Annotated in this window: 14 protein-coding genes; 8 read left to right on the forward strand and 6 right to left on the reverse strand. The window is 44.3% G+C overall.

Annotated features, from left to right (window positions below; genetic code table 11):
• Nucleotides 1–20 precede the first annotated feature (20 nt).
• The 6 genes from CTY47_RS06685 (at nucleotide 21) to CTY47_RS06710 (ending at nucleotide 8,327) form a co-directional block, all read left to right on the forward strand.
• Nucleotides 21–1,964 carry a fumarate reductase/succinate dehydrogenase flavoprotein subunit gene (locus CTY47_RS06685; protein ID WP_099463981.1) on the forward strand — a complete coding sequence of 648 codons (1,944 nt, stop codon included), beginning with the start codon at nucleotides 21–23 and terminating at the stop codon, nucleotides 1,962–1,964.
• Nucleotides 1,965–1,989: 25 nt separating this feature from the next.
• The gene (locus tag CTY47_RS06690; RefSeq protein WP_099463982.1) at nucleotides 1,990–2,745 is read left to right on the forward strand and encodes a succinate dehydrogenase/fumarate reductase iron-sulfur subunit; all 756 of its coding nucleotides are present in this window, start codon (nucleotides 1,990–1,992) and stop codon (nucleotides 2,743–2,745) included.
• 117 nt (nucleotides 2,746–2,862) lie between these two features.
• Nucleotides 2,863–3,813, forward strand: a complete 951-nt coding sequence (locus CTY47_RS06695; protein ID WP_099463983.1) for a nitrilase family protein — start codon at nucleotides 2,863–2,865, stop codon at nucleotides 3,811–3,813.
• A gap of 134 nt (nucleotides 3,814–3,947) precedes the next feature.
• Nucleotides 3,948–6,254 (forward strand): glycoside hydrolase family 3 N-terminal domain-containing protein, encoded by a 2,307-nt coding sequence (locus CTY47_RS06700; protein WP_099463984.1) that lies wholly within the window; start codon nucleotides 3,948–3,950, stop codon nucleotides 6,252–6,254.
• 506 nt (nucleotides 6,255–6,760) lie between these two features.
• Nucleotides 6,761–7,513 carry a LiaF transmembrane domain-containing protein gene (locus tag CTY47_RS06705; protein WP_099463985.1) on the forward strand — a complete coding sequence of 251 codons (753 nt, stop codon included), beginning with the start codon at nucleotides 6,761–6,763 and terminating at the stop codon, nucleotides 7,511–7,513.
• 4 nt (nucleotides 7,514–7,517) lie between these two features.
• On the forward strand, nucleotides 7,518–8,327 hold the full coding sequence (locus tag CTY47_RS06710; protein WP_099463986.1) for a LytR/AlgR family response regulator transcription factor: 810 nt from the start codon (nucleotides 7,518–7,520) through the stop codon (nucleotides 8,325–8,327).
• Nucleotides 8,328–8,835: 508 nt separating this feature from the next.
• Here the strand turns inward: CTY47_RS06710 and CTY47_RS06715 are convergent.
• Both CTY47_RS06715 and CTY47_RS06720 read right to left on the reverse strand, forming a co-directional pair.
• Nucleotides 8,836–9,360, reverse strand: a complete 525-nt coding sequence (locus CTY47_RS06715) for an FKBP-type peptidyl-prolyl cis-trans isomerase (protein ID WP_099463987.1) — start codon at nucleotides 9,358–9,360, stop codon at nucleotides 8,836–8,838.
• A 10-nt stretch (nucleotides 9,361–9,370) separates the two neighbouring features.
• A complete protein-coding gene (locus tag CTY47_RS06720; protein ID WP_099463988.1) occupies nucleotides 9,371–10,915 on the reverse strand; it encodes a glycine--tRNA ligase in 1,545 nt (514 codons plus the stop codon).
• Between the two features lie 164 nt (nucleotides 10,916–11,079).
• Between CTY47_RS06720 and CTY47_RS06725 the strand changes: the two genes are divergently transcribed.
• Entirely contained in the window at nucleotides 11,080–13,353 is a 2,274-nt protein-coding gene (locus CTY47_RS06725; protein ID WP_099463989.1) for a DUF6259 domain-containing protein, read from the forward strand.
• Nucleotides 13,354–13,355: 2 nt separating this feature from the next.
• On the opposite strand, the gene CTY47_RS06730 is transcribed toward CTY47_RS06725, so the two are convergent.
• The gene (locus CTY47_RS06730) at nucleotides 13,356–13,874 is read right to left on the reverse strand and encodes a GNAT family N-acetyltransferase (protein WP_099464110.1); all 519 of its coding nucleotides are present in this window, start codon (nucleotides 13,872–13,874) and stop codon (nucleotides 13,356–13,358) included.
• Nucleotides 13,875–14,120: 246 nt separating this feature from the next.
• On the opposite strand from CTY47_RS06730, the gene CTY47_RS06735 reads away from it, so the two are divergent.
• Nucleotides 14,121–15,560, forward strand: coding sequence for a Gfo/Idh/MocA family oxidoreductase (locus CTY47_RS06735; RefSeq protein ID WP_099463990.1), 1,440 nt, complete (start codon nucleotides 14,121–14,123; stop codon nucleotides 15,558–15,560).
• Between the two features lie 173 nt (nucleotides 15,561–15,733).
• On the opposite strand, the gene CTY47_RS06740 is transcribed toward CTY47_RS06735, so the two are convergent.
• From CTY47_RS06740 to CTY47_RS06750, 3 genes are read right to left on the reverse strand one after another with little or no spacing between them, the layout of a single operon-like run.
• On the reverse strand, nucleotides 15,734–17,830 hold the full coding sequence (locus CTY47_RS06740; protein WP_099463991.1) for a glycoside hydrolase family 127 protein: 2,097 nt from the start codon (nucleotides 17,828–17,830) through the stop codon (nucleotides 15,734–15,736).
• A 15-nt stretch (nucleotides 17,831–17,845) separates the two neighbouring features.
• Complete coding sequence (locus tag CTY47_RS06745; RefSeq protein WP_099463992.1) at nucleotides 17,846–18,970, reverse strand: aldose epimerase family protein; 1,125 nt, start codon at nucleotides 18,968–18,970, stop codon at nucleotides 17,846–17,848.
• Between the two features lie 20 nt (nucleotides 18,971–18,990).
• Nucleotides 18,991–21,396, reverse strand: a complete 2,406-nt coding sequence (locus tag CTY47_RS06750; protein WP_099463993.1) for a glycoside hydrolase family 127 protein — start codon at nucleotides 21,394–21,396, stop codon at nucleotides 18,991–18,993.
• Nucleotides 21,397–21,398 lie beyond the last annotated feature (2 nt).

Raw genomic sequence — 21,398 nt, forward strand, 5'->3', positions numbered from 1 at the left:
ATCATTGAAAATAAATTATTATGACTGAAATAAATTCTAAAATACCTCAAGGCCCGTTGGCTGAGAAGTGGAGTAATTATAAAGCTCACCAGAAATTGGTGAACCCCGCAAACAAACGTCGTCTGGATGTAATCGTTGTTGGTACAGGTCTGGCTGGTGCTTCTGCTGCCGCATCACTGGCTGAAATGGGATTCAACGTATTGAACTTCTGTATCCAGGACTCACCTCGCCGTGCACACTCTATTGCCGCGCAGGGAGGTATCAATGCTGCAAAAAATTATCAGAATGACGGCGACTCTGTTTACCGTCTGTTTTACGATACAATCAAAGGTGGCGACTATCGTGCACGCGAAGCCAACGTATACCGTTTGGCTGAAGTATCTAACAGTATTATAGACCAGTGTGTAGCACAGGGTGTTCCTTTCGCCCGCGAATACGGCGGCCTGTTGGATAACCGTTCATTCGGTGGTGCCCAGGTATCACGTACATTCTATGCCCGCGGTCAAACCGGACAGCAATTGTTGCTGGGTGCTTATTCTGCATTAAGCCGTCAGATCGGATTAGGTAAAGTAAAGATGTACACACGCCACGAAATGCTGGACGTTGTTAAAATTGATGGCCGCGCCCGTGGTATCATCGCCCGTAACCTGATTACCGGTAAGGTTGAACGTTTTGCTGCCCACGCAGTAGTTGTTGCAACAGGTGGCTATGTAAACACCTTCTTCCTGTCTACTAATGCAATGGCATCCAACGGTTCGGCTGCATGGCAGTGCTATAAGAAAGGTGCTTATTTTGCAAACCCATGTATGGTGCAGATTCACCCGACTTGTGTTCCTGTACACGGCGATTATCAGTCAAAACTGACTTTGATGTCTGAATCTCTTCGTAACGACGGACGTATCTGGGTTCCAAAAAAACTGGAAGATGCAAAAGCATTGCAGGCCGGAACAAAGAAAGGTAAAGATATTCCGGAAGCAGACCGCGATTACTATCTGGAACGCCGTTATCCGGCATTCGGCAACCTGGTTCCGCGTGACGTGGCTTCACGTGCAGCTAAAGAACGTTGCGATGCAGGTTTCGGTGTAAACAATACAGGTTTGGCTGTATTCCTTGATTTCTCCGACGCTATCAACCGTTTGGGCAAGGAAGTAGTGAAAGCTAAATACGGCAACCTGTTCGATATGTACGAAGAAATTACCGATGACGATCCATACGAAACACCAATGATGATTTATCCTGCATTGCACTATTCAATGGGTGGTTTGTGGGTAGACTATGAATTGATGACTTCCGTTCCGGGCTTGTTCGCTATCGGTGAAGCAAACTTCTCAGACCACGGTGCAAACCGTTTGGGAGCATCAGCCTTGATGCAAGGTTTGGCCGACGGTTACTTCGTATTGCCTTATACTATCCAGAACTATCTGTCAGACCAGATTCAGGTTCCGCGTTTCAGTACAGACCTGCCTGAATTTGCAGAAGCAGAAAAGGCTATCAACGCACGTATTGCAAAACTGATGGGCATCCAGGGTAAAGAGTCTGTTGATTCTATCCATAAAAAGCTGGGACACATCATGTGGGAGCACATCGGTATGGCCCGTGATGCCAAAGGTTTGGAAGAAGCTATCCAAATGTTGAAAGACCTGAAGAAAGAATTCTGGACAAACGTACATATTCCGGGTAAAGGTGATGACCTGAACGTTGAACTCGAAAAAGCACTTCGTCTGGCCGACTTCATCGAAATCGGTACATTGATGGCTCACGATGCATTAGACCGTGCAGAGTCTTGTGGCGGACACTTCCGTACAGAGCATCAGACTGAAGAAGGCGAAGCTCTTCGTCACGACGATAAATTCATGTACGTATCTTGCTGGGAATACCAGGGTGAAGACAAAGATCCTGTTATGTTGAAAGAAGATCTGAATTATGAATTCGTAGTACCTCAGACACGTAACTACAAGAAGTAATCAACCAATTACAAAAATTAGAATCATGGATAAAGATATAAATATTTCAGTTAAAGTTTGGCGCCAGAGAGGTCCGAAGGAAAAAGGACAATTCGAAACCTATCAGCTGAAAAACATTAACCAGGGTACTTCTTTCCTGGAAATGTTGGATATTCTGAACGAACAGTTGATCAACGAGGGGAAAGAACCGATTGTATTCGATCATGACTGCCGTGAAGGTATCTGCGGTATGTGTTCTCTTTATGTAAACGGCCACGCACATGGTCCGGCTACAGGAGCAACGACCTGCCAGCTTTATATGCGTCGTTTCCACGATGGAGAGACAATCACGATCGAACCTTGGCGTTCTGCCGGATTCCCGATCATCCGCGACTTGATGGTAGATCGTTACGCTTACGATAAAATCATTCAGGCAGGTGGTTTCGTTTCAGTAAACACAGGCGGTGTACCTGATGCCAATTCAATTGCTATTCCTCGTGATGATGCAGAAATGGCTATGGATGCCGCCGCTTGTATCGGTTGCGGTGCTTGTGCCGCTGCTTGCAAAAACGGTTCAGCTATGTTGTTCGTTTCTGCCAAGGTTAGCCAGTTGGCTTTATTACCTCAAGGCAAAATCGAAGCTTCACGCCGTGCAAAAGCTATGGTAGCCAAGATGGACGAACTGGGCTTCGGTAACTGTACAAACACTCGTGCCTGCGAAATGGAATGTCCGAAGAACATCTCCGTCAGCAATATCGCCCGCATGAACCGCGAATTCATTTGGGCTAAGTTGAAAGACTAATATCCGTTATATTCGGATTTATAATACAAAGGGCTGCAGGTGTCATACAAAATAATGACATTATGCAGTCCTTTATTTTTTCAAACCACAATAATACCACATAAAACCTATCACAACATGGAACCACTAAAAATAGCAACTGCCCAGTTTGAAACACGTGACAACGACAAAGCCTATAATCTTTCGGTAATCCGGGAAATATGTAGTAAAGCATCTGGCGAAGGTGCCCAGGTTGTAGCATTCCATGAATGTTCCGTTTGCGGATACACATTTGCAAAAGAGTTGTCAAGAGAAGAACTTTTAGCCATTGCAGAGCCAATCCCTTCGGGCAAAAGTACGCAAACATTAATCAGCATAGCAAAGGAATTTAATATCACCCTGCTGGCCGGATTCTTCGAAAAAGACAGTAACGACAATATCTACAAAGCACAAATATGTGTAGATGGGAATGGACTGAAAGCAAAATACCGAAAACTCCATCCATTTATCAATCCTCATATTCTTCCGGGCGATCGATATGTGGTATTCGATATAAAAGGATGGAAATGCGGTATTCTGATCTGTTACGATAACAATATTATTGAAAATGTCCGCGCTACAAAATTGTTAGGAGCAGACATTATCTTCATGCCCCATGTAACCATGTGTACACTTTCTCCACGTCCGGGAGCCGGCTTGGTTGATCCTGCTTTGTGGGAAAAGCGCGATGCCGATCCTACCACCTTGCGTCAGGAATTTGATGGGCTGAAAGGTCGTTCCTGGCTAATGAAATGGCTCCCGGCCCGGGCATACGACAATGCCGTCTATGTAGTCTTTTCCAACCCGATAGGAAAAGATTATAATGAAATAAAAAATGGCTGCTCTATGATACTAGATCCGTTTGGTGATATTCTGGCCGAATGCCGGAAACTGGGAGACGACTACGTAACAGCCACCCTTATCCCCGAAAAACTAACACAAGCCGGAGGGCATCGTTACCTCAACGCACGCCGCCCTGAATTATATGCAGACATCATCAGCCAACCTCACACTTCGGTCCAAAAGGTAGCTTGGCTGACAGAGGAATAGGTAACCGATTTTTGCTGCAACCGGATATTGAAAATGCTTTTTACAAAAAGCATTTAAGTTGTAAATGAAATATAGTACATTATTATATACATTTGCAAAGTCAATATTTATCTTACAATCTATACTATTTACTTATGAACGGAAAATATGTGTTTATTCTTTTGGCCAGTGCATTTGTCTATACAGCCTATCCACAATTATATAAAGACCCGAAAGCTTCGATAAAAGACCGTGTGGAAGATTTGCTTCAACGAATGACGCTGGAAGAAAAGGTGGAACAATTGTCGATGACTAGCCTTGCCGACTTCCCCAAGTCAAAATCCGTATATGGCGTATGCGAAAGTCCTTTTATCGACATAAAACAAATTGCAGAACTATCAGCCAAAGCAAAAAAACATGCCCGCGAAAATACCCGATTAGGTATTCCTCCCATTCAAATAGGCGAATGCCTGCACGGACAACTGGCCTACGGAGCCACCATATTTCCACAAGCCATTGCGCAGGGAAGCACATGGAGTCCTTCATTGATAGAAGAAATGGCTTCCGTAATAGCCTACGAAGCTTCGGCTTCAGGAGTAGATCAGACATTATCTCCGTTATTCGATCTTATCAAAGATCCGCGTTACGGACGAAATGAAGAATGTTATGCAGAAGATCCGTATCTGGTAGGCGAGATGGGATCAGCTTTCGTTACAGGAATGCAAGGCAAACCCGAACAAACACTTAAAGCCATTCCTGAAAACAAACTGATGTGCACAGCCAAGCATTTTGCAGGATATAGCCAACCGATTGCAGGGATCAACCTTGCTCCCTCTTCACTGGGAGAACGCGAAATGAGATCGTTACACCTACCTCCTTTCCAGAAAGTAGTGCAAAAGGCAAACATTTATTCCGTTATGCCATCTTATAATGAGGTAGATGGCATACCAGCCCACGCAAATCATTTTCTACTGACTCAAATATTGCGTAATGAATGGAACTTCCAGGGCTATGTATTCTCCGATTACGGAGGCATATCCATGCTACATTATTTCCATAAAACAGCCAAAGATAAAGCAGAGGCAGCACAACAAGCCATAACCGCAGGAGTAGACCTCGAAGCAGCCCGGCCGGAGAATTATGCAGAACTAGTGCGTTTGGTACAGGAAGGCAAAGTATCGGAAGAACTAATAAACCAATCGGTTCGGCGCATACTGACCGTCAAGTTTAAAGCCGGGCTTTTTGAAAAACCTTACCCCGACATAGCCAACCTGAAGAAAAGAGTTCATCTGCCTGCCCACGTCGAACTGGCGCAGAGGATTGCCGAAGAATCTATTATCCTCTTACAGAATGACAACAACCTGCTTCCGTTGAATCCCGATAAGCTGAAAAGTATTGCCGTGATAGGCCCCAATGCCAATCAGGTACAATATGGCGACTATTCGTATACCCGTGACAACAAATCCGGTGTAACTGTGCTGGAAGGTATCAAGCAATTGGTTGGAGACCGTATGCAAGTACACTATGCCAAAGGCTGCGACATATCAGGACTAAGCAAGGAAGGCTTCGCCGAGGCAGTAGAGACAGCTCAAAAAGGTGATGCCGTAGTAGTTGTCCTGGGAGGAACCAGTGTGATTCTTTCCGGTATAGGTTGGGGAAAAGGGCCCGGAGAACAAGAAGCAGGCGATCCTTTCACCTGCGGCGAAGGGTATGACCTGACTGACATCAATCCGTTAGGTGTACAGCGTGAATTAATACAAGCACTAAAAGAAACGGGAAAACCAGTCATCCTCGTATTAGTACACGGACGCCCTTGGAGTATTTCGTGGGAGAAGGAAAACATACCGGCTATACTGGAAGCCTGGTACCCGGGCGAAAGAGGCGGTGCCGCCATCGCCAACATACTATTCGGTAAAGTGAACCCTTCGGGCCGGCTAAATGTAACGATACCCCAATCAGTTGGACATATTCCGGTCAGTTACGATTATAAACCTTCCGGCAAAGGTATTAACCGCAAACCGGGCACAAAAGAGAAGCCGGGCAGAGATTATGTATTCTCTTCTCCCACCCCGCTATTCCCATTTGGTTACGGATTATCTTACACCTCTTTCGCATATTCGGATATGCAAATCTCAAAGAAGGCATTTGGTAAAGAAAGCATAGAAGTCTCTGTTAGCGTCAAAAATACGGGTCAGTTAACAGGGAAAGAGGTAGTACAACTTTATGTAAACGACCTGGTAAGCAGTACAACAACTCCAGTCATGTCGTTAATACGTTTCCGGAAAATAGAATTAAAGCCGGCAGAAAGCAAACGAATCTCATTCACAATACCTTATCAGGAACTGGGTTTATGGAATGCCCGCATGCAATATGTTACGGAACCGGGACTGTTTGAATTTATGTTTGCCAAATCGGCAGAAGACATCCAATGCCGGGAAATAGCAGAATATAAAGGTAATTAGCCTAAAACGAGGATAAGTAATAAAAATCCGAACATAATTACAATTTATTATCTGTTTTACAACACAATTTAGCATTTTAACTATTGATACTTATTGAAAAAGCCATACTTTTGCACTGTGGTTTTTTCATAATAGTATTAGATTTAAGGTTAACAAAGTTTGGTTAGGGCTTGTCGTGAGACAGGCTTTAATTGTTTATAAGAGGCAGAATATTTCAAACAAGTCCGGAATCTACGCATTACAACACCGGAAGCATGTAAGCCTAAAGAATTTTTATACCCCTTTATGTAAAAAGGAGTCCAAACAAGAAGAAAACACACCCCTGAAAAGGTCAAGGCAGCAACGTAATGTGCAGCCTTTTTTCATCCCTTATCTTAAAATACCATCTCTTTTTATCGGGAATATTCCGTAATTCACCGATATTTGTCTGTAATCAAGCGGTTTTATATTGCATGTACTTTACATCAAACTTACATTTGTATCAAACGAATTTAAAATAAGATATCATGAATACAAATAACAAAAGTGTATTTTGGGCAATTCCGTTCATCTTTGTCGGCATTGTCTGGTTTCTGAAAAACATGGGGATAGTTACATATAGCTTATTTTCCATACTTATTTCATGGCAAGTACTTCTCATATATGTAGGACTGTTTAATCTATTAAGTAAACGTTTTTGGGCAGGATTGATTACCACTGCAATAGGAGTTGTATTTATTCTACCGGAAATAGGTTGGTCAAGCAGTAACTGGCTTCATGTTTATTGGCCTCTTATCTTCGTAATTATTGGTGTATTCCAACTATTCAAACCCCAAAGAAGACCCAACACAAATTTCCATCAAAAACATTTTCAAAGAAATTTCCAAAAACATTGGAAGGAAGGAGCAAACACATACTCCAACACAGATTATTCCAGTCAGGATGGTTTCGTTATATCCTACAACACATTTGGCTCTGTTCAGCAAATCGTATTAGACCCGGTTTTCAAAGGGGCGGATATCCGAAATACATGTGGCGGAACAGTATTAGACTTGCGCCGAACTAAACTGGAAGCAGCGCAGACCTTCATCGACGTAGAATGTACTTTCGGAGGTATTGAAATCTATTTGCCTGCCGAATGGAATTTACAATCACAAGTCAATACAGTTATTGGCGGATGCGATGACAAGCGTTATCACTCTTCAGCCGAAACAGATCAGGAACATGTGCTGATTATCCGGGGGAAAGTAACTTTTGGCGGTATTGAATTTAAGAATTAATCATATGCAAACACATCCGTTTTTTGGATCAGTCATAAACCGGATGACAGGACTTCTGGCAACGGTAACAACATGGGCTATTTATTCCCTGTTGCTATATTGCTATGGAGGTCTCGAATGGTGGATGGCAGGTATAGATGGATTGATCTCCATTGGGCTTTTAGCCATAGCCGGTTATCTGTACGGATACATTTTTGAAGTAATTCATTCATTACAAATGTATCTGTTACTAAGCATTCTGATCCAGATAATCAGTCTGGCGGGTGCGTGGGAAATAGAATTATGGCTACAACAAGAAGCGATCACAGATTTTTGTGCCACCATTCCGCTCCGGCTTACTCTGGGAACCTTAATCTGGGTAATCTTGTCGATGTGGTATCGCATATATAACCTGGAAAAACAAAGCCTGGAAGAATCCATTGAGCCGTCCGAACCGGAATATGCAATTAATGAATTATCTGTTGTAAAAGCTGATGAAGAAACCATACTCGACCGCATTTCCGTAAAAGACGGTTCACGCATACATATTATCCATTTAGAAGAATTGCTCTATCTACAGGCTTGCGGGGATTACGTTACCCTCTTCACTTCCACAGGACAATATGTCAAGGAGCAAACGATGAAATATTTTGAGGCACATTTGCCCCAGGAAATATTTGTGCGCATCCATCGTTCTTGTATCGTTAATATGGAACAAATTCTACGTATCGAATTGTTTGGAAAAGAAAATTACCAGATACGTTTAAAGAACGGTATCTGTCTCCGCGCAAGTTTATCCGGTTATAAACTGCTGAAAGAACGCTTGTCTTTATAAGCTCTAAGAGACGTTTAATCTGTTAATTTTACAATATTTTGATTGGAATGTATTTACTTTTATGTTGAATAACACTTTTTGGCAACATATAAGATGTTGCTTAACATATATTATCCGGAAAACTATTGACAAAAGGGATTGACAGGTGTATATTTGCATTGTGGTTTTTTCATAATAGTATTAGATTTAAGGTTAACAAAGTTTGGTTAGGGCTTGTCGTGAGACAGGCTTTAATTGTTTATAGGGGTCTCATTCCAAAACACTCATCTCCTCCTTCATCTTAGTCACGTAAACAACTCCTCTTCGAGTCATCTGCTCCAACTTTTCATAGTCTATATAGGCCGGTTCATAGTCATTATACCATCTTTTGGGATAGAAGGAAGAAAACAGGACTTTTATTAGTAAAACATATATCCTTTTATACCCTGCTTGCTATAAATACAAAAAGAAGGTTGCTTCATTATGGTTTCGAAACAACCTTCTTTTTTATAAACTACTATAGATTTGCCTACTGTTTAACTATTTCTGCAACTTCCAACTCAAATATCAATGTCGTATATGGAAGTATCGTAATCTGACCTGCCGCTTGCGCTTTTTTTCCGCTGGCACCATAGCCTAATTGCTGAGGAATCCAAATTTCCCATTTATCTCCTACATGCATATGTTGCAAAGCAGTAGTCCATCCGTCCACAACTCCGGAAACTTCAAATTTAGATGGAGCTCCTTCTTCAAATGTATGAGATTCAAAAACTGTTCCATCAATAAGGGTGCCTTTATAGTAAGCTTTAACCGTACTTGTATAATAAATAGGTTCTTTACCTTCGCCTTCCTTTATTACTTTATAAAGAATAAAGCCTTCATTACTTTGCGACTTCAGTTGCTGAAAACCCGGAGCAAATATCTGTGCCTGAAAGGCCTCATCATTTTCAATTTTCCACGCTTCATCTACTTCTAATGCATCTTCATTTTTGCTGCAGGAGGAAACCACCAGCACGCAAAACAACATCAGGGCTATTTGCAGGTACTTCTTCATTCTTCGTTTTTTATTCTATTACCTTTTTCAATAAATTCTTCAAACTAACTTTCTCAGAGATTATATCATGCAACTTATCAATACTTACACGTTCCTGCTCCATTGTGTCACGGAAACGGATAGTTACACAATTATCTTTCAAAGTATCATGGTCTACAGTGATACAATACGGAGTACCGATTGCATCCTGACGGCGGTAACGCTTGCCAATCGAATCTTTCTCATCATACTGGCAACGGAAATCGAAACGCAACATGTTTACAATCTCTTCTGCCTTTTCGGGAAGTCCGTCTTTTTTTACCAACGGCAATACAGCCAGTTTGATTGGAGCTAACGCTGCCGGCAATTTCAGTACAACGCGGGATTCTCCATTTTCCAAAGTTTCTTCGCAATAAGAACCTGCCATAATACTCAGGAATACACGGTCTACACCGATTGAAGTTTCTATTACATACGGTGTATAGCTCTGGTTCAGCTCAGGATCGAAGTATTGTATCTTCTTACCTGAGAATTTCTCATGCTGGCTCAAATCGAAGTCCGTACGGCTATGAATACCTTCTACTTCTTTGAAGCCGAAAGGCATTTCAAATTCTATGTCGGTAGCTGCATTTGCATAATGCGCCAGCTTTTCATGATCATGATAACGATACTTCTCATTACCCAATCCTAAAGCCTGATGCCATTTCAAACGGGTAGATTTCCATTTCTTAAACCATTCTATCTCTTCGCCCGGACGAACAAAGAATTGCATTTCCATCTGTTCGAACTCACGCATACGGAAGATAAATTGACGGGCTACGATCTCGTTACGAAAAGCCTTACCTATCTGTGCGATACCAAACGGTACTTTCATACGTCCGGTCTTCTGTACATTCAAAAAGTTGACAAAGATACCCTGAGCTGTTTCCGGACGCAGATAAATCTTGGTGGCTCCATCGGCTGTAGAACCCATATCGGTAGAAAACATCAGGTTGAACTGGCGTACTTCCGTCCAGTTGCGGGTTCCCGAGATAGGACATACAATCTCACAATCCAGAATCAGCTGGCGAAGGTCTTCAAAGTTACCATCGTTAAGCGCTTTCGAAAAGCGTTCGTGTATCTCGTTCCATTTTGCCTGATATTCCAGCACACGTCCATTTGTAGCACGAAACTGGGCTTCGTCAAAAGCTTCTCCAAACTTCTTGGCTGCCTTGGCAACCTCTTTATTCATCTTTTCTTCTATCTTAGCCAGATGGTCTTCAATCAATACATCGGCACGATAGCGTTTCTTAGAGTCTTTATTGTCAATCAACGGATCGTTGAAAGCGTCTACGTGACCGGAAGCTTTCCAGATAGTGGGATGCATAAAAATAGCCGAATCGATGCCGACTACATTCTCGTGCAACAACGTCATACTGTCCCACCAATATTTTTTTATATTATTTTTCAGCTCAACGCCATACTGTCCATAATCGTACACTGCACCTAAACCATCATATATCTCTGATGAGGGAAATACAAAACCGTATTCCTTACAATGCGAAACTAACTTCTTAAAAACATCTTCTTGTGCCATGATAAAATAATTAATGGCGCAAAGTAAGTGATTTTTCATCAAAATACGATACATTTAGATTGCTTCTTTCTGATAAACACTTAATTTACTTTTAAAAATAACAATACAAATCCGTATTTTTATTACATTTACGACTTTTCAACCATGCATTTATTTTTTCATATATGAAAACACCCACGAAAACATTTATCTTCTTTATCTCCATTTGTATATTACTGGCTTTTACATCAGGTTGTACAAATACTTTACACGGAGACGTCGTATCTATTGACAACGGGAAAATCAAATTAGGTTTTGAACGATCTACAGGAAAGCTGATCTCATTTTCCGACATTGCAACCTCATACGAGTATATAGACTCGGCAGCCGTAGAGGGTTTGCCCTGGCTATTGGATGTTGCCGCCGGAACTCCGGCACCGGAGAAACTGCCAACAAAGGTAAGCTTCCAAAAGCCGGACCCACTCACCCTCAACATTGAATGGCAGCAAGCAGACGGAACCAACGGCTTAAAAGTAATAGCATCCGTATCACTCGATAAAGAAAAAGCTTTATCTTACTGGAATATCAAAGTAGAAGGAATGGGAGAACAAAACATTCAAAATGTTAAGTTTCCCGTTATTGCCGGTATCAAAGACCTGGGTAATGAAGAATTGGCTGCAGCTACCTGGCTGGGCAGCCTCATAAAAAACCCCAGGGCAGAGGTAGTAAAACAGAAAACACCGGCAACCTACACATGGAACCACCCGGGACACCTGTCTATGCAACTAATGGCTTTATACAACAAAGAATCGAGCGGCATTTATTTCTCCTGCAACGATACGCTTGCCTATACTAAAAACTTCTCATTGACATTCGATACGAATAACAAACTGGAATACAGCATAACCAACATTCCGCCTTTCGACAATCGGATAGACAGCTATCAACCGGCCTACCAAGCCATACTTGGATCTTTTCGCGGAGACTGGATTACAGCAGCAAAAATGTATCGCGAATGGGGTATCCAACAGAAATGGTGCAGGGAAAGCCGGTTCAAAAACAACTTAACGGCAGAATGGCTACCCCAGACAGGTATATGGGTTTGGAACAGGGGCAAATCACCAAATGTACTGCCTGAAGCTATCGATCTTCAGGAAAGAGCCGGAGTGCCGGTCAATGTCTTTTGGCATTGGTGGCACAATTGTTCTTACGACGATTATTTCCCCGAATACCTTCCTCCGCGTGAAGGAGGCAAATCTTTTATCGAAGCTGTAACCGCCGCCCGGCAGAAAGGGGTACGAAGCATTGTGTATATGAATTCCTTTCAATGGGGAACGTCCACCGATAGTTGGAAATCGGAAAATGCCGAACCCTATTGTGCCAAAACCATAGACGGGAAGACATACGAGCATGCTTACAATATATTTACCAACAAATCCATCACCCCGATGTGTATGGCCACAGAGTTCTGGCAAAATAAATATGCATCCTTGTGCGATAGTGTGATAAACTTTTATCAGGCCAGCGGCGTATATATGGATCAGGCTTGCATGAACTTCCAGTGTTATGATAAAAGCCACGGACACGACCTGGGAGGAGGCAACTACTGGATAAACGGATTCCAGAAGCTAACCTCCCTCATCCGAAGTAAAATCACCGACAAAAAACAATCCATTCTTGCCGGAGAAGGTTCGGGCGAAGACTGGATTTCGAACCTCGACCTCTTTCTGACTTTAGAAACAAGCCGCGAGCGTTATGCCGGTATCAGCAACGTCGAATCTATTCCCCTATATCAGGCCGTTTATCACGACTACGCTATAACCTATGGCAGCTATTCTTCGTTGGTATATCCCCCCTACGACGAATTATGGCCGGCCCAATACAGCCCGGCCAATAAAGAAAAAGCATTGCCTGAGGACTTCAACTCGCAGTTCCTGATGGAACAATCGCGGGCTTTCGTATGGGGAATGCAGCCTACCATTGCCAATTACCATGCCTTCTTAGCCAAAGACCGTAAAGAAGAAATAGACTTTTTAATCAAACTGGCTAAAACACGTTATAAGGCACTCGGTTATTTACTTTATGGCGAATACTGCCGTACTCCGGAGATCAACATACCCAATCAGGAAATCGACATATCGAAACTTTCCATCTACGTAGGCCGCACCGGAAACAACGTTTCCAAATTCAAGAAAACAGTTCCTTCGTTATATACCGGAACATGGAAGTCGCCCGGCGGGGCTATCGGAATCGCACTGGCCAGCATAAGCGATAAACAACTATCGGTGGACTTCACAATCAACCTATCCGATTATGATTTGCCTTCGGAAGGAGAAGTGTATGTAACAACAGACAGTACGCGCCTTCTTTTGCAAACATACGCCCACAGCAAGGCCGACATTCATTTTGACATGCCGGCCCGTGGAGTTTGTGTTCTGGAGTTTGTTCCCAAACAATAACATTACATGCTGATCAAACCGCTGATTCCATCCAACGAATCGGCGGTTATTTCCTTAGCCATAACATATTCGACCGGGAAGCTTTCGTGATTAATACCGAACAAATGCGATAATCTATATCCGAAACGTTGGTAGTAATTAGGATCACCTATCAGAAAGGCCGATCCGTATCCCAGCGATTCCGCTATGCGAAATCCCTCTTTCATAAGTGCCGAGCCAACCCCATGGCTTCGATACTCCAACAACACGGATAAGGGAGCAACCAAAAGGGTGTCATACTTGCTGCCGTCCGGTTTTGTTACATACGTTTTCGTAAACATGATATGCCCGATCAGTTTGCCGCTAAACTCAGCCACTAAATCCAATTCCGGAATATACTTATCGCTGTTACGCAAACTTACGGCATAGTCTTGTTCGTTTCCATCACGATGTTCGGCTGTCAGGAAAGCTGTCTGTATCAGGTTATATACTGTAGAATAATCCGCTTCTGTTGTTTGTCTTACTGTGAAATCAGTTTTCATCTCTATTATTTTTAAGATGTTATTATATGATATGATTAATAAGTTCGATACGTCCATGTATCAAACAAATACGGAGTAGTCCAGCCTGAAAAAGAAGTTATCAGGCTGTATTATGCGGATATCTTATCGGCTTTCTGTTTCACGCCGCAAATATCAATAATATTTTCCATTGAAACAACAAAGCAGAATAAAGGATTTTTCCTACATTTGTTTGATCAGACTTATTAATATCTAAATAACTATATCATGAAATCAACAGATATTTCACGCCGCCTATTTTTGAAACAAACACTTGCTCTTTCGGCAACCGCCGTTATTCCTTCTATTTGGACGCCGGCTAAAGGACGCACGTTGCCAACTTCTCCGTTTGTCAGTGCAAACGACCGAGTCAACATTGCCTTTATCGGCATAGGCAACCGGGGAGGAGAGATTGCAAAAGAACTATACAATACCGGCCTCTGTAACGTTGTAGCCCTATGCGACGTAGACATGGGCGCTCCGCATACGCAGGAAATCATCTCCATGTTTCCGGATGCACCCCGTTTTCAGGACTTCCGGAAGATGTTCGACAAAATGGCGGATAAAATTGATGCCGTCACGGTAGGTGTGCCCGACCATGCCCATTTCCCCATCACCATCGAGGCCATGGCACACGGCAAGCATGTATATGTAGAGAAACCGATGGCACGCACCTTCAACGAAGTGGAGCTGATGATGAAGGCCGAAAAGAGGTTCGGAGTAGTAACCCAGATGGGAAACCAGGGACATTCCGAAGCCAACTACTTCCAGTTTAAAGCCTGGCAGGAAGCCGGCATTATCAAAGACGTAACGGCCATCACCGCTCACATGAACAATCCGCGTCGCTGGCATGGATGGGACCCGAAGATAACCCGCCTGCCGGCTGCCGAACCTATCCCTTCTACGCTGGATTGGGACACCTGGCTTGGTGTAGTAAAACATCACGACTACAATCACGATTTTCATTTGGGACAATGGCGTTGCTGGTATGATTTCGGCATGGGCGCTTTGGGAGACTGGGGAGCACATATTCTGGACACGGCCCACCAGTTCCTCGATCTGGGGTTACCCACGGAGATCAACCCAACCTACCTCAAAGACCAAAACCCGTTCTTCTTCCCCATGTCGTCTACCATCCTGTTCAAGTTTCCCGAGAGAGGAACCATGCCGGCCGTAGATGTCACCTGGTACGACGGACTGGACAATATACCGGCCGTACCCGAAGGATATGGCGTATCGGAACTCGACCCGAATATTCCCACCGTGGCAGGAGGAAAAATACAGCCTGCCAAATTGAATCCGGGTAAAGAAATTTACACAAAGACACTCACATTCAAGGGAGGCTCACACGGCAGCACCCTTTCCATTATACCGGAGGAAAGGGCAAAAGAGATGGAACCCCGGTTGCCGGAAGTACCGCAAAGTCCTTCCAACCATTACGCAAACTTCTTGCTGGCTTGCCAGGGAAAAGAAAAAACGCGTTCGCCATTCTCTGTTGCAGGTCCGTTAAGCCAAGTCTTTTGCTTAGGCGTACTTAGCCAGCAACTAGGAGAAAAGCTGATATTTGACAGAGAAACCAAACAAATCAGCAATAACAAGTTAGCCAACCAAATGCTGGTAGGTGAACCTCCACGAAAAGGTTGGGAAGAATATTACAAAATAAGTTAGCTAACCAAACAAAGGTTATTTGCAAGATTTAAAATCATCGGGATGTTTTAGAAAAATGATCCCGATGATTTTCTAAAAACACCCTGATGATTTTTTTCAAGGACTAGGGAAAGCCGTATTCGACAAGCTGCCCGACATTGCCAATGTCAGCAAAAATCCTTGAAAAGTACTTATTACTTGCCTTTAACAGGAAGCCAAACTTTATATGCATCTCCCTCCGTACGGTTTCCTACCGCATAATACGGAATGGCAGACACGGCAATCTCCTTCTCGTCCTTATCGAATGCTTTGCCTTCTATCACATTAATCCCACTCAAAAGGTCGCTGCGATAGTTCAAAGACATAGGAGATCGGGTATCGAACCTGATATCTTTCAGGTCTGTATTATCGCAACCCTCCAGACAATACACCAGCGGACCCGAAGCAAGGGCTACCATACCATTCAGGTCGGTAACAGATCCATTGGCAGTGATGATACGGGGTTGCATCGGCAACGACAGTTCTACCTTATCGCCTTTAGCCCATTTACGATTGATCTCAGCATAGCCTTTTACAACGTTCATCTGCACCGGCTCGCCGTTCACCTTCAGTTCTGCAGGAGAGTTTACATCCGACTTATAAAGTCCATAGGGATTCTCGACGCCTTGTGCCCATCCGGGTATGCGTACACGCAATGCGAAATCGGCCGGCTTAGCCGGGTCTACCGTCAGCGTAACAGATCCGTCCCACGGATATCGCGTTTCTTGCTTAACGGCTACAGACAGGTTTTTGCTAAGGTTAACGGTAGCTTCACTGCCGATAAACAGATTCACAGAGATCGTATTGCCCTGATGTGAATAAATAAAGCCGGGTACGGCCGAAACCATCTTCAGGAACATAGGCGGGCAGCAGGGACATTCGTGCCACTCCCAGCGTGCATGCTTTTCGGCATTCAGGGGGTTCTGATACGTATAATGATCGCCGGACAGAGAAATTCCGGTCAATACGTTATTGTAGAGGGAACGCTCAAACTCATCCATATACTTACCATCTCCGGTGAGTTCGTTCATACGCTGGCTAAAGAAACCTGCACCAACAGCAGCACATGTTTCCAAATAAGCATCCGTTGGTAAATAATAGTCGGGGCCGAATTTTTCGTCGAAATGAACGGCTCCAACGCCACCGGTTACGAACATACGCTTACCCACCATGTTATCCCACAAACGGGTTACGGCAGCAATATAATCAGGGTTCTTATTTTCCAGAGCAGCGGCAGCAACACCTGTTGTAAAGAGGGTGGCACGAACGGCGTGTCCTTCTATTGTTTGTTGCTGGAACAGGGGAAGAGAATCTTGCGCATAGTCGCCGAAAGAAGGGCGCGAATGATTGCCGAACTGAGGATCGGCATATTTATTATCGCGGATCCACTGCTCGGCAGCCGGATTACCCCAAGTCAGCCACAAAGGCTGTCCGCAGTTATGACCACGGTTCTCGATCCAGAACGTAGCCAAATCGAAATAGGCTTGTTCGTTCACCGGAACACTTACTTTTTGTTTAAGGTCGGGATTATTCTTGTATAACCAATACAGTTTAACTAGCGGTTCTTCCGAACCGGAGTGAGCCGGAACAATGTTCTTTTTAGGATACGGGCCCATGTAATCGCACATATGGTTGGCAAAGCGGGTAGCCACTTCCAGTAGTTTCGTCTTACCTGTAGCATTATAATAATGCACACCTGCCTCAACAAGCATACCGGCATTATATACATCATGCTGCCAGCGGAGCATACCGCCGTTTTCACCCCAGCGATGGTTGTCTTCCATCATCTGGGTATAAGTGTTGATAAAGCCGTCGGGGTCGGAAGCCTGTGCCTTGGCAATACGGTCGATATAACCGTCCACACGCTGTTCGAGATCCGGATTAGACTGTTGGGCAATAAGGTCGGAAACGCCACGGATCGTCTCATATACCAAACCGTCAAACCATGGCATACCGGCATGGTCTCCCACATTACGCTCGCCATTAGCCACACGGTCGAAGTTTTCGAACGTATTGTGCATCTTCTTCGGGTCGGGGTTATGAAGGTGTTTGCCTTCAAACTTGTCGAACACATCGTTGGTGGTAACCTTATTCCACTGTTCAAATTTAGGTTTCCAGAAAGCATCCTGAACCTTTACCTGATTTACTTCCAGAAAATGAATACCTGTATCCGTATTCTCCTGCTCGCCCGGAGAGCAAGCAACGGCTCCCAACAGAAGGCAAGCCGGTAATGTGAGTGCATATAGTTTCATATATCCTGTTATTTATTATTTCACTCCGAATTTATAGACGCAAATATGTTTATACTGTTCCCCCGGTTTCAATACGGTAGAAGGGAAGTTCGGATGATTCGGACTATCGGGGAAGTGTTGTGTTTCCAAAGCCAGCGAAGCCCTGTAATTGTACTTTTGTCCGCGTTTGCCAATCATCGAACCGTCGAAGAAGTTGCCACCGTAAAACTGGATGCCGGGCTCGGTAGTCCAGACTTCCATATATCTGCCCGAAACGGGTTCGTGAACGGAAGCAGCCAGTTCCAGTTCATTGGCAGTCTTGCGCTTCAACACCCAGTTATGGTCATATCCATGTCCGAAGGCAAGTTGCTCGAAATCGTTGTCTACCCGTTCGCCGATAGGAGTTGCCTTACGGAAATCCATCGGGGTATCAGTTACATCAGTCAGTTCTCCGGTAGGAATCAACACATTATTCACCGGTGTAAATTTATCTGCATTAAGCATCAATACATGGTCGTTGATCGTACCGTTGCCTGCGCCATGCAGATTAAAGAAAGAATGATGCGTGAGGTTGATTACGGTATTCTTGTCGGTGGTAGCCTCATGCGTGATAACAAATTCGTTGTCATTGGAAAGGTGGTAGGTCATCTTCACCTTCATGGTTCCAGGATAACCCTGCTCGCCATCTTTGGACACATAAGACAGCACCAATGTCTGGGGGTTTGTTTGATCCGCATCCCATACTACCATGTCGAAACCTTTGTCGCCACCATGCAGACTGTTAGGCTTATCATTAATAGGGAGCTGATAATCTTTACCGTCCAGCGTAAACTGTCCCTTATCGATACGGTTGCCGTAGCGGCCGATCGTTGCACCGAGGAAACGTTCGCCCTTGTAGTTCGCGTAAGCGTTTACATTATCGTGTCCCAGCACAATGTCTGCAAACTGTCCGTTCTTGTCGGGAGCCCATATCTCCACAACCCGGCCTCCGAAGTTGGTAACGGCAATCTCTACCCCGTTTTTATTTGTCAGATAATATAAGTCGGTTTGTTTACCGTCTACCTTTGTCTGAAAGTCAGCCCTGCCCAACTTGGAGTGGCGGGCTTGTCCGTCTTGTATACCCATCATAGATAAAAGAATTAAGAATAATATTTGTTTCATGTTTTCCTGATTAAAGATTATTACTTTGTTACATATCGCATCTTACAACCAAAGATCCCTCCGGCTACATTGCCGGGAAGCGCTTGGAGTTTCACAGTAACCTTTTCTTTCCCCCGAGTAAGCGCTTCGGGAAGAAGATAAGGATGATCAATAAACAAATCGAATGTTTCGGTGCGGAGGCTTTGCTCTGCTATCTTGGTGTCACCCACCCATATCTCAAACTGGCGGTTGCCGCCGTCGGTGCTATGATAGGTCAAAACCAGCTCCATCGGTTTGTCGGGAAGTACTTTCAGGTCGTATGAGAACCATCCGTCCTGTGCATCGCGCCAGCCGCCCGATTTGTCGGCACGCGTATTCTTTCCCTGAAGGTTGTGAGCACTTTCCGATTCTTCATGTCCGATCAGCACCTCATCCACCACGCGCAGTTCCTCCTGCAGGTTGGATACGATCTTTTCGCCGTTCCGGGGTAGCCAGACTTTCATTTCGCCGGCTCCGCGATAAGCCCGGGCATAATAGGGGATAAAGGTAATAGGGGTATCTTCAGACTGTATTTCTTTCCCTCCTGCCTTAGCAGTATACTTCTTTCCGGCAGCTATAATCGTATAAATACCATTCATCAGGTCGGGACGCTTTTTCACTTCATACGAAGTCTTTCCGGACAGCGACAAATTACGGACTTCGCCATTATTATCGACAAATTCTGCACAATAAACCAGCGGACCCCGTTCTACGGCAACAAGTCCATTATTTGTCTTAACGGCATCATTGGTTATAACCTGACGCGGTTCCATTGGAAAGGAGACGGTTACTCTATCGCCTTTTTTCCATTTATTTGCAATGATGGCATATCCCTTTTCCTGCTGATACTTGTATGGCTTACCATTCAAGAATATCTGCACATTGCCTTTCTGCTTTCCAACGAAGCTATACAGGTCGGAAGGAACAACACTTTCTTTGGCCCATCCCGGAATACGTATTTTCAGATCAAAGGAATTTGTTTCTACCGGATTCACCGTGATAGCCACATCACCACTCCAGGGATAATCGGTTTGCTGCTCAAGTAATACCTTACGGCCATTAAACTGTACCTCGCCCGAGCCACCTACAAAAAGATTGGCATAAATAGATTTATCGTCTACCGCATAGATATATCCCGGAACGGCGGGGATAAACCGGGACAAGTTGGTAGGGCAACAAGAGCAGTCAAACCACAGGCTGCGTTCCTGTCCGTTTTTATTTGTCTCCAACACATTCGGATAAAAGAACATATCACCACTTATGGATATACCGCTCAAAACAGTATTGTAGAGCGAACGTTCCAGTACATCTATATATTTGGCATCGCCGTGAAGCTTAAACATGCGGAGATTGAACATGCAGTTGGCAATAGAAGCGCAAGTTTCGCAATAGGCAGTTGCATTAGGCAGTTCATAGTTTTTGCCGAAAGCCTCGTTATTGGCTGTCGAGCCCAATCCTCCGGTCAGGTACATCTTCTTGCCTACTATGTTGCTCCAGATAGAATCGATAGCGTTCAGATAGGCCTTATCCTGCATGTGCAAGGCTATGTCGGCCATTCCCGAATAAAGGTAGAGGGCACGCACGGCATGCCCCACGGCTTCGCGCTGCTGGGTAACAGGCAGATGATCCTGCCAATACATGCCGTTTTTACGTATATCGGCCGAGGTTTTATCAAAAACCTTGTGCCCACGGCTTTCAAGGAAGTAACGGCATTGTTTAAGGTATTTTTCATCACCGGTTGCTTCATAAAGTCTCACCAGAGCCATTTCGATAACTTCATGTCCCGGAGCTATCTTCAGACCTCCCTCACGGAATACACTGCAAATCAGGTCGGCATTCTTAATGGCCACATCCAGCAAAGAGCGTTTGCCAGTTGCATAGTAATAAGCAATGGCAGCTTCGTAAAGTTCGCCGGCATTAAATGTCTCATGGCTCAAATCCCAGTCCTGAACCCATCTTTCCTTCCCCACCCACGGGTGAAGCGGATTATTGATGGTATGGTTCGTAAAGAGGTAGCCATCCGGTTCCTGCGCCGAAGCGATAATGGCAATAATGCTGTCCATATATGCTTCCAGCCGCGTATCTTTCTTAACGGTCAAGAGGTAAGAGGCTCCTTCGGCTATTTTATATACCTCGGCATCATCGAAGGGAAAGGCTGATTGGTATTTTCCTTCTTTCAAACCACCGGCAATTGCAAAGTTATCTATATAGCCGGCTTTCTCGCTACGGCTAAAAGCATACGGAATTGTTTTTGTACGGATTGTATCAATCCGGGGCGCCCAGAAGTTATCCGTACAATGTACAGAGGTGAACGGGACTTCATGTATTTTACTTCTCCCATCATTTGCTGCATACCCACTGAAAACAGAGAGCAGTGTAATGACAAGGGTGGTTGTTGTCTTTTTCATGA

This window comes from Parabacteroides provencensis, assembly GCF_900232875.1.
Classification (GTDB): domain Bacteria; phylum Bacteroidota; class Bacteroidia; order Bacteroidales; family Tannerellaceae; genus Parabacteroides; species Parabacteroides chinchillae.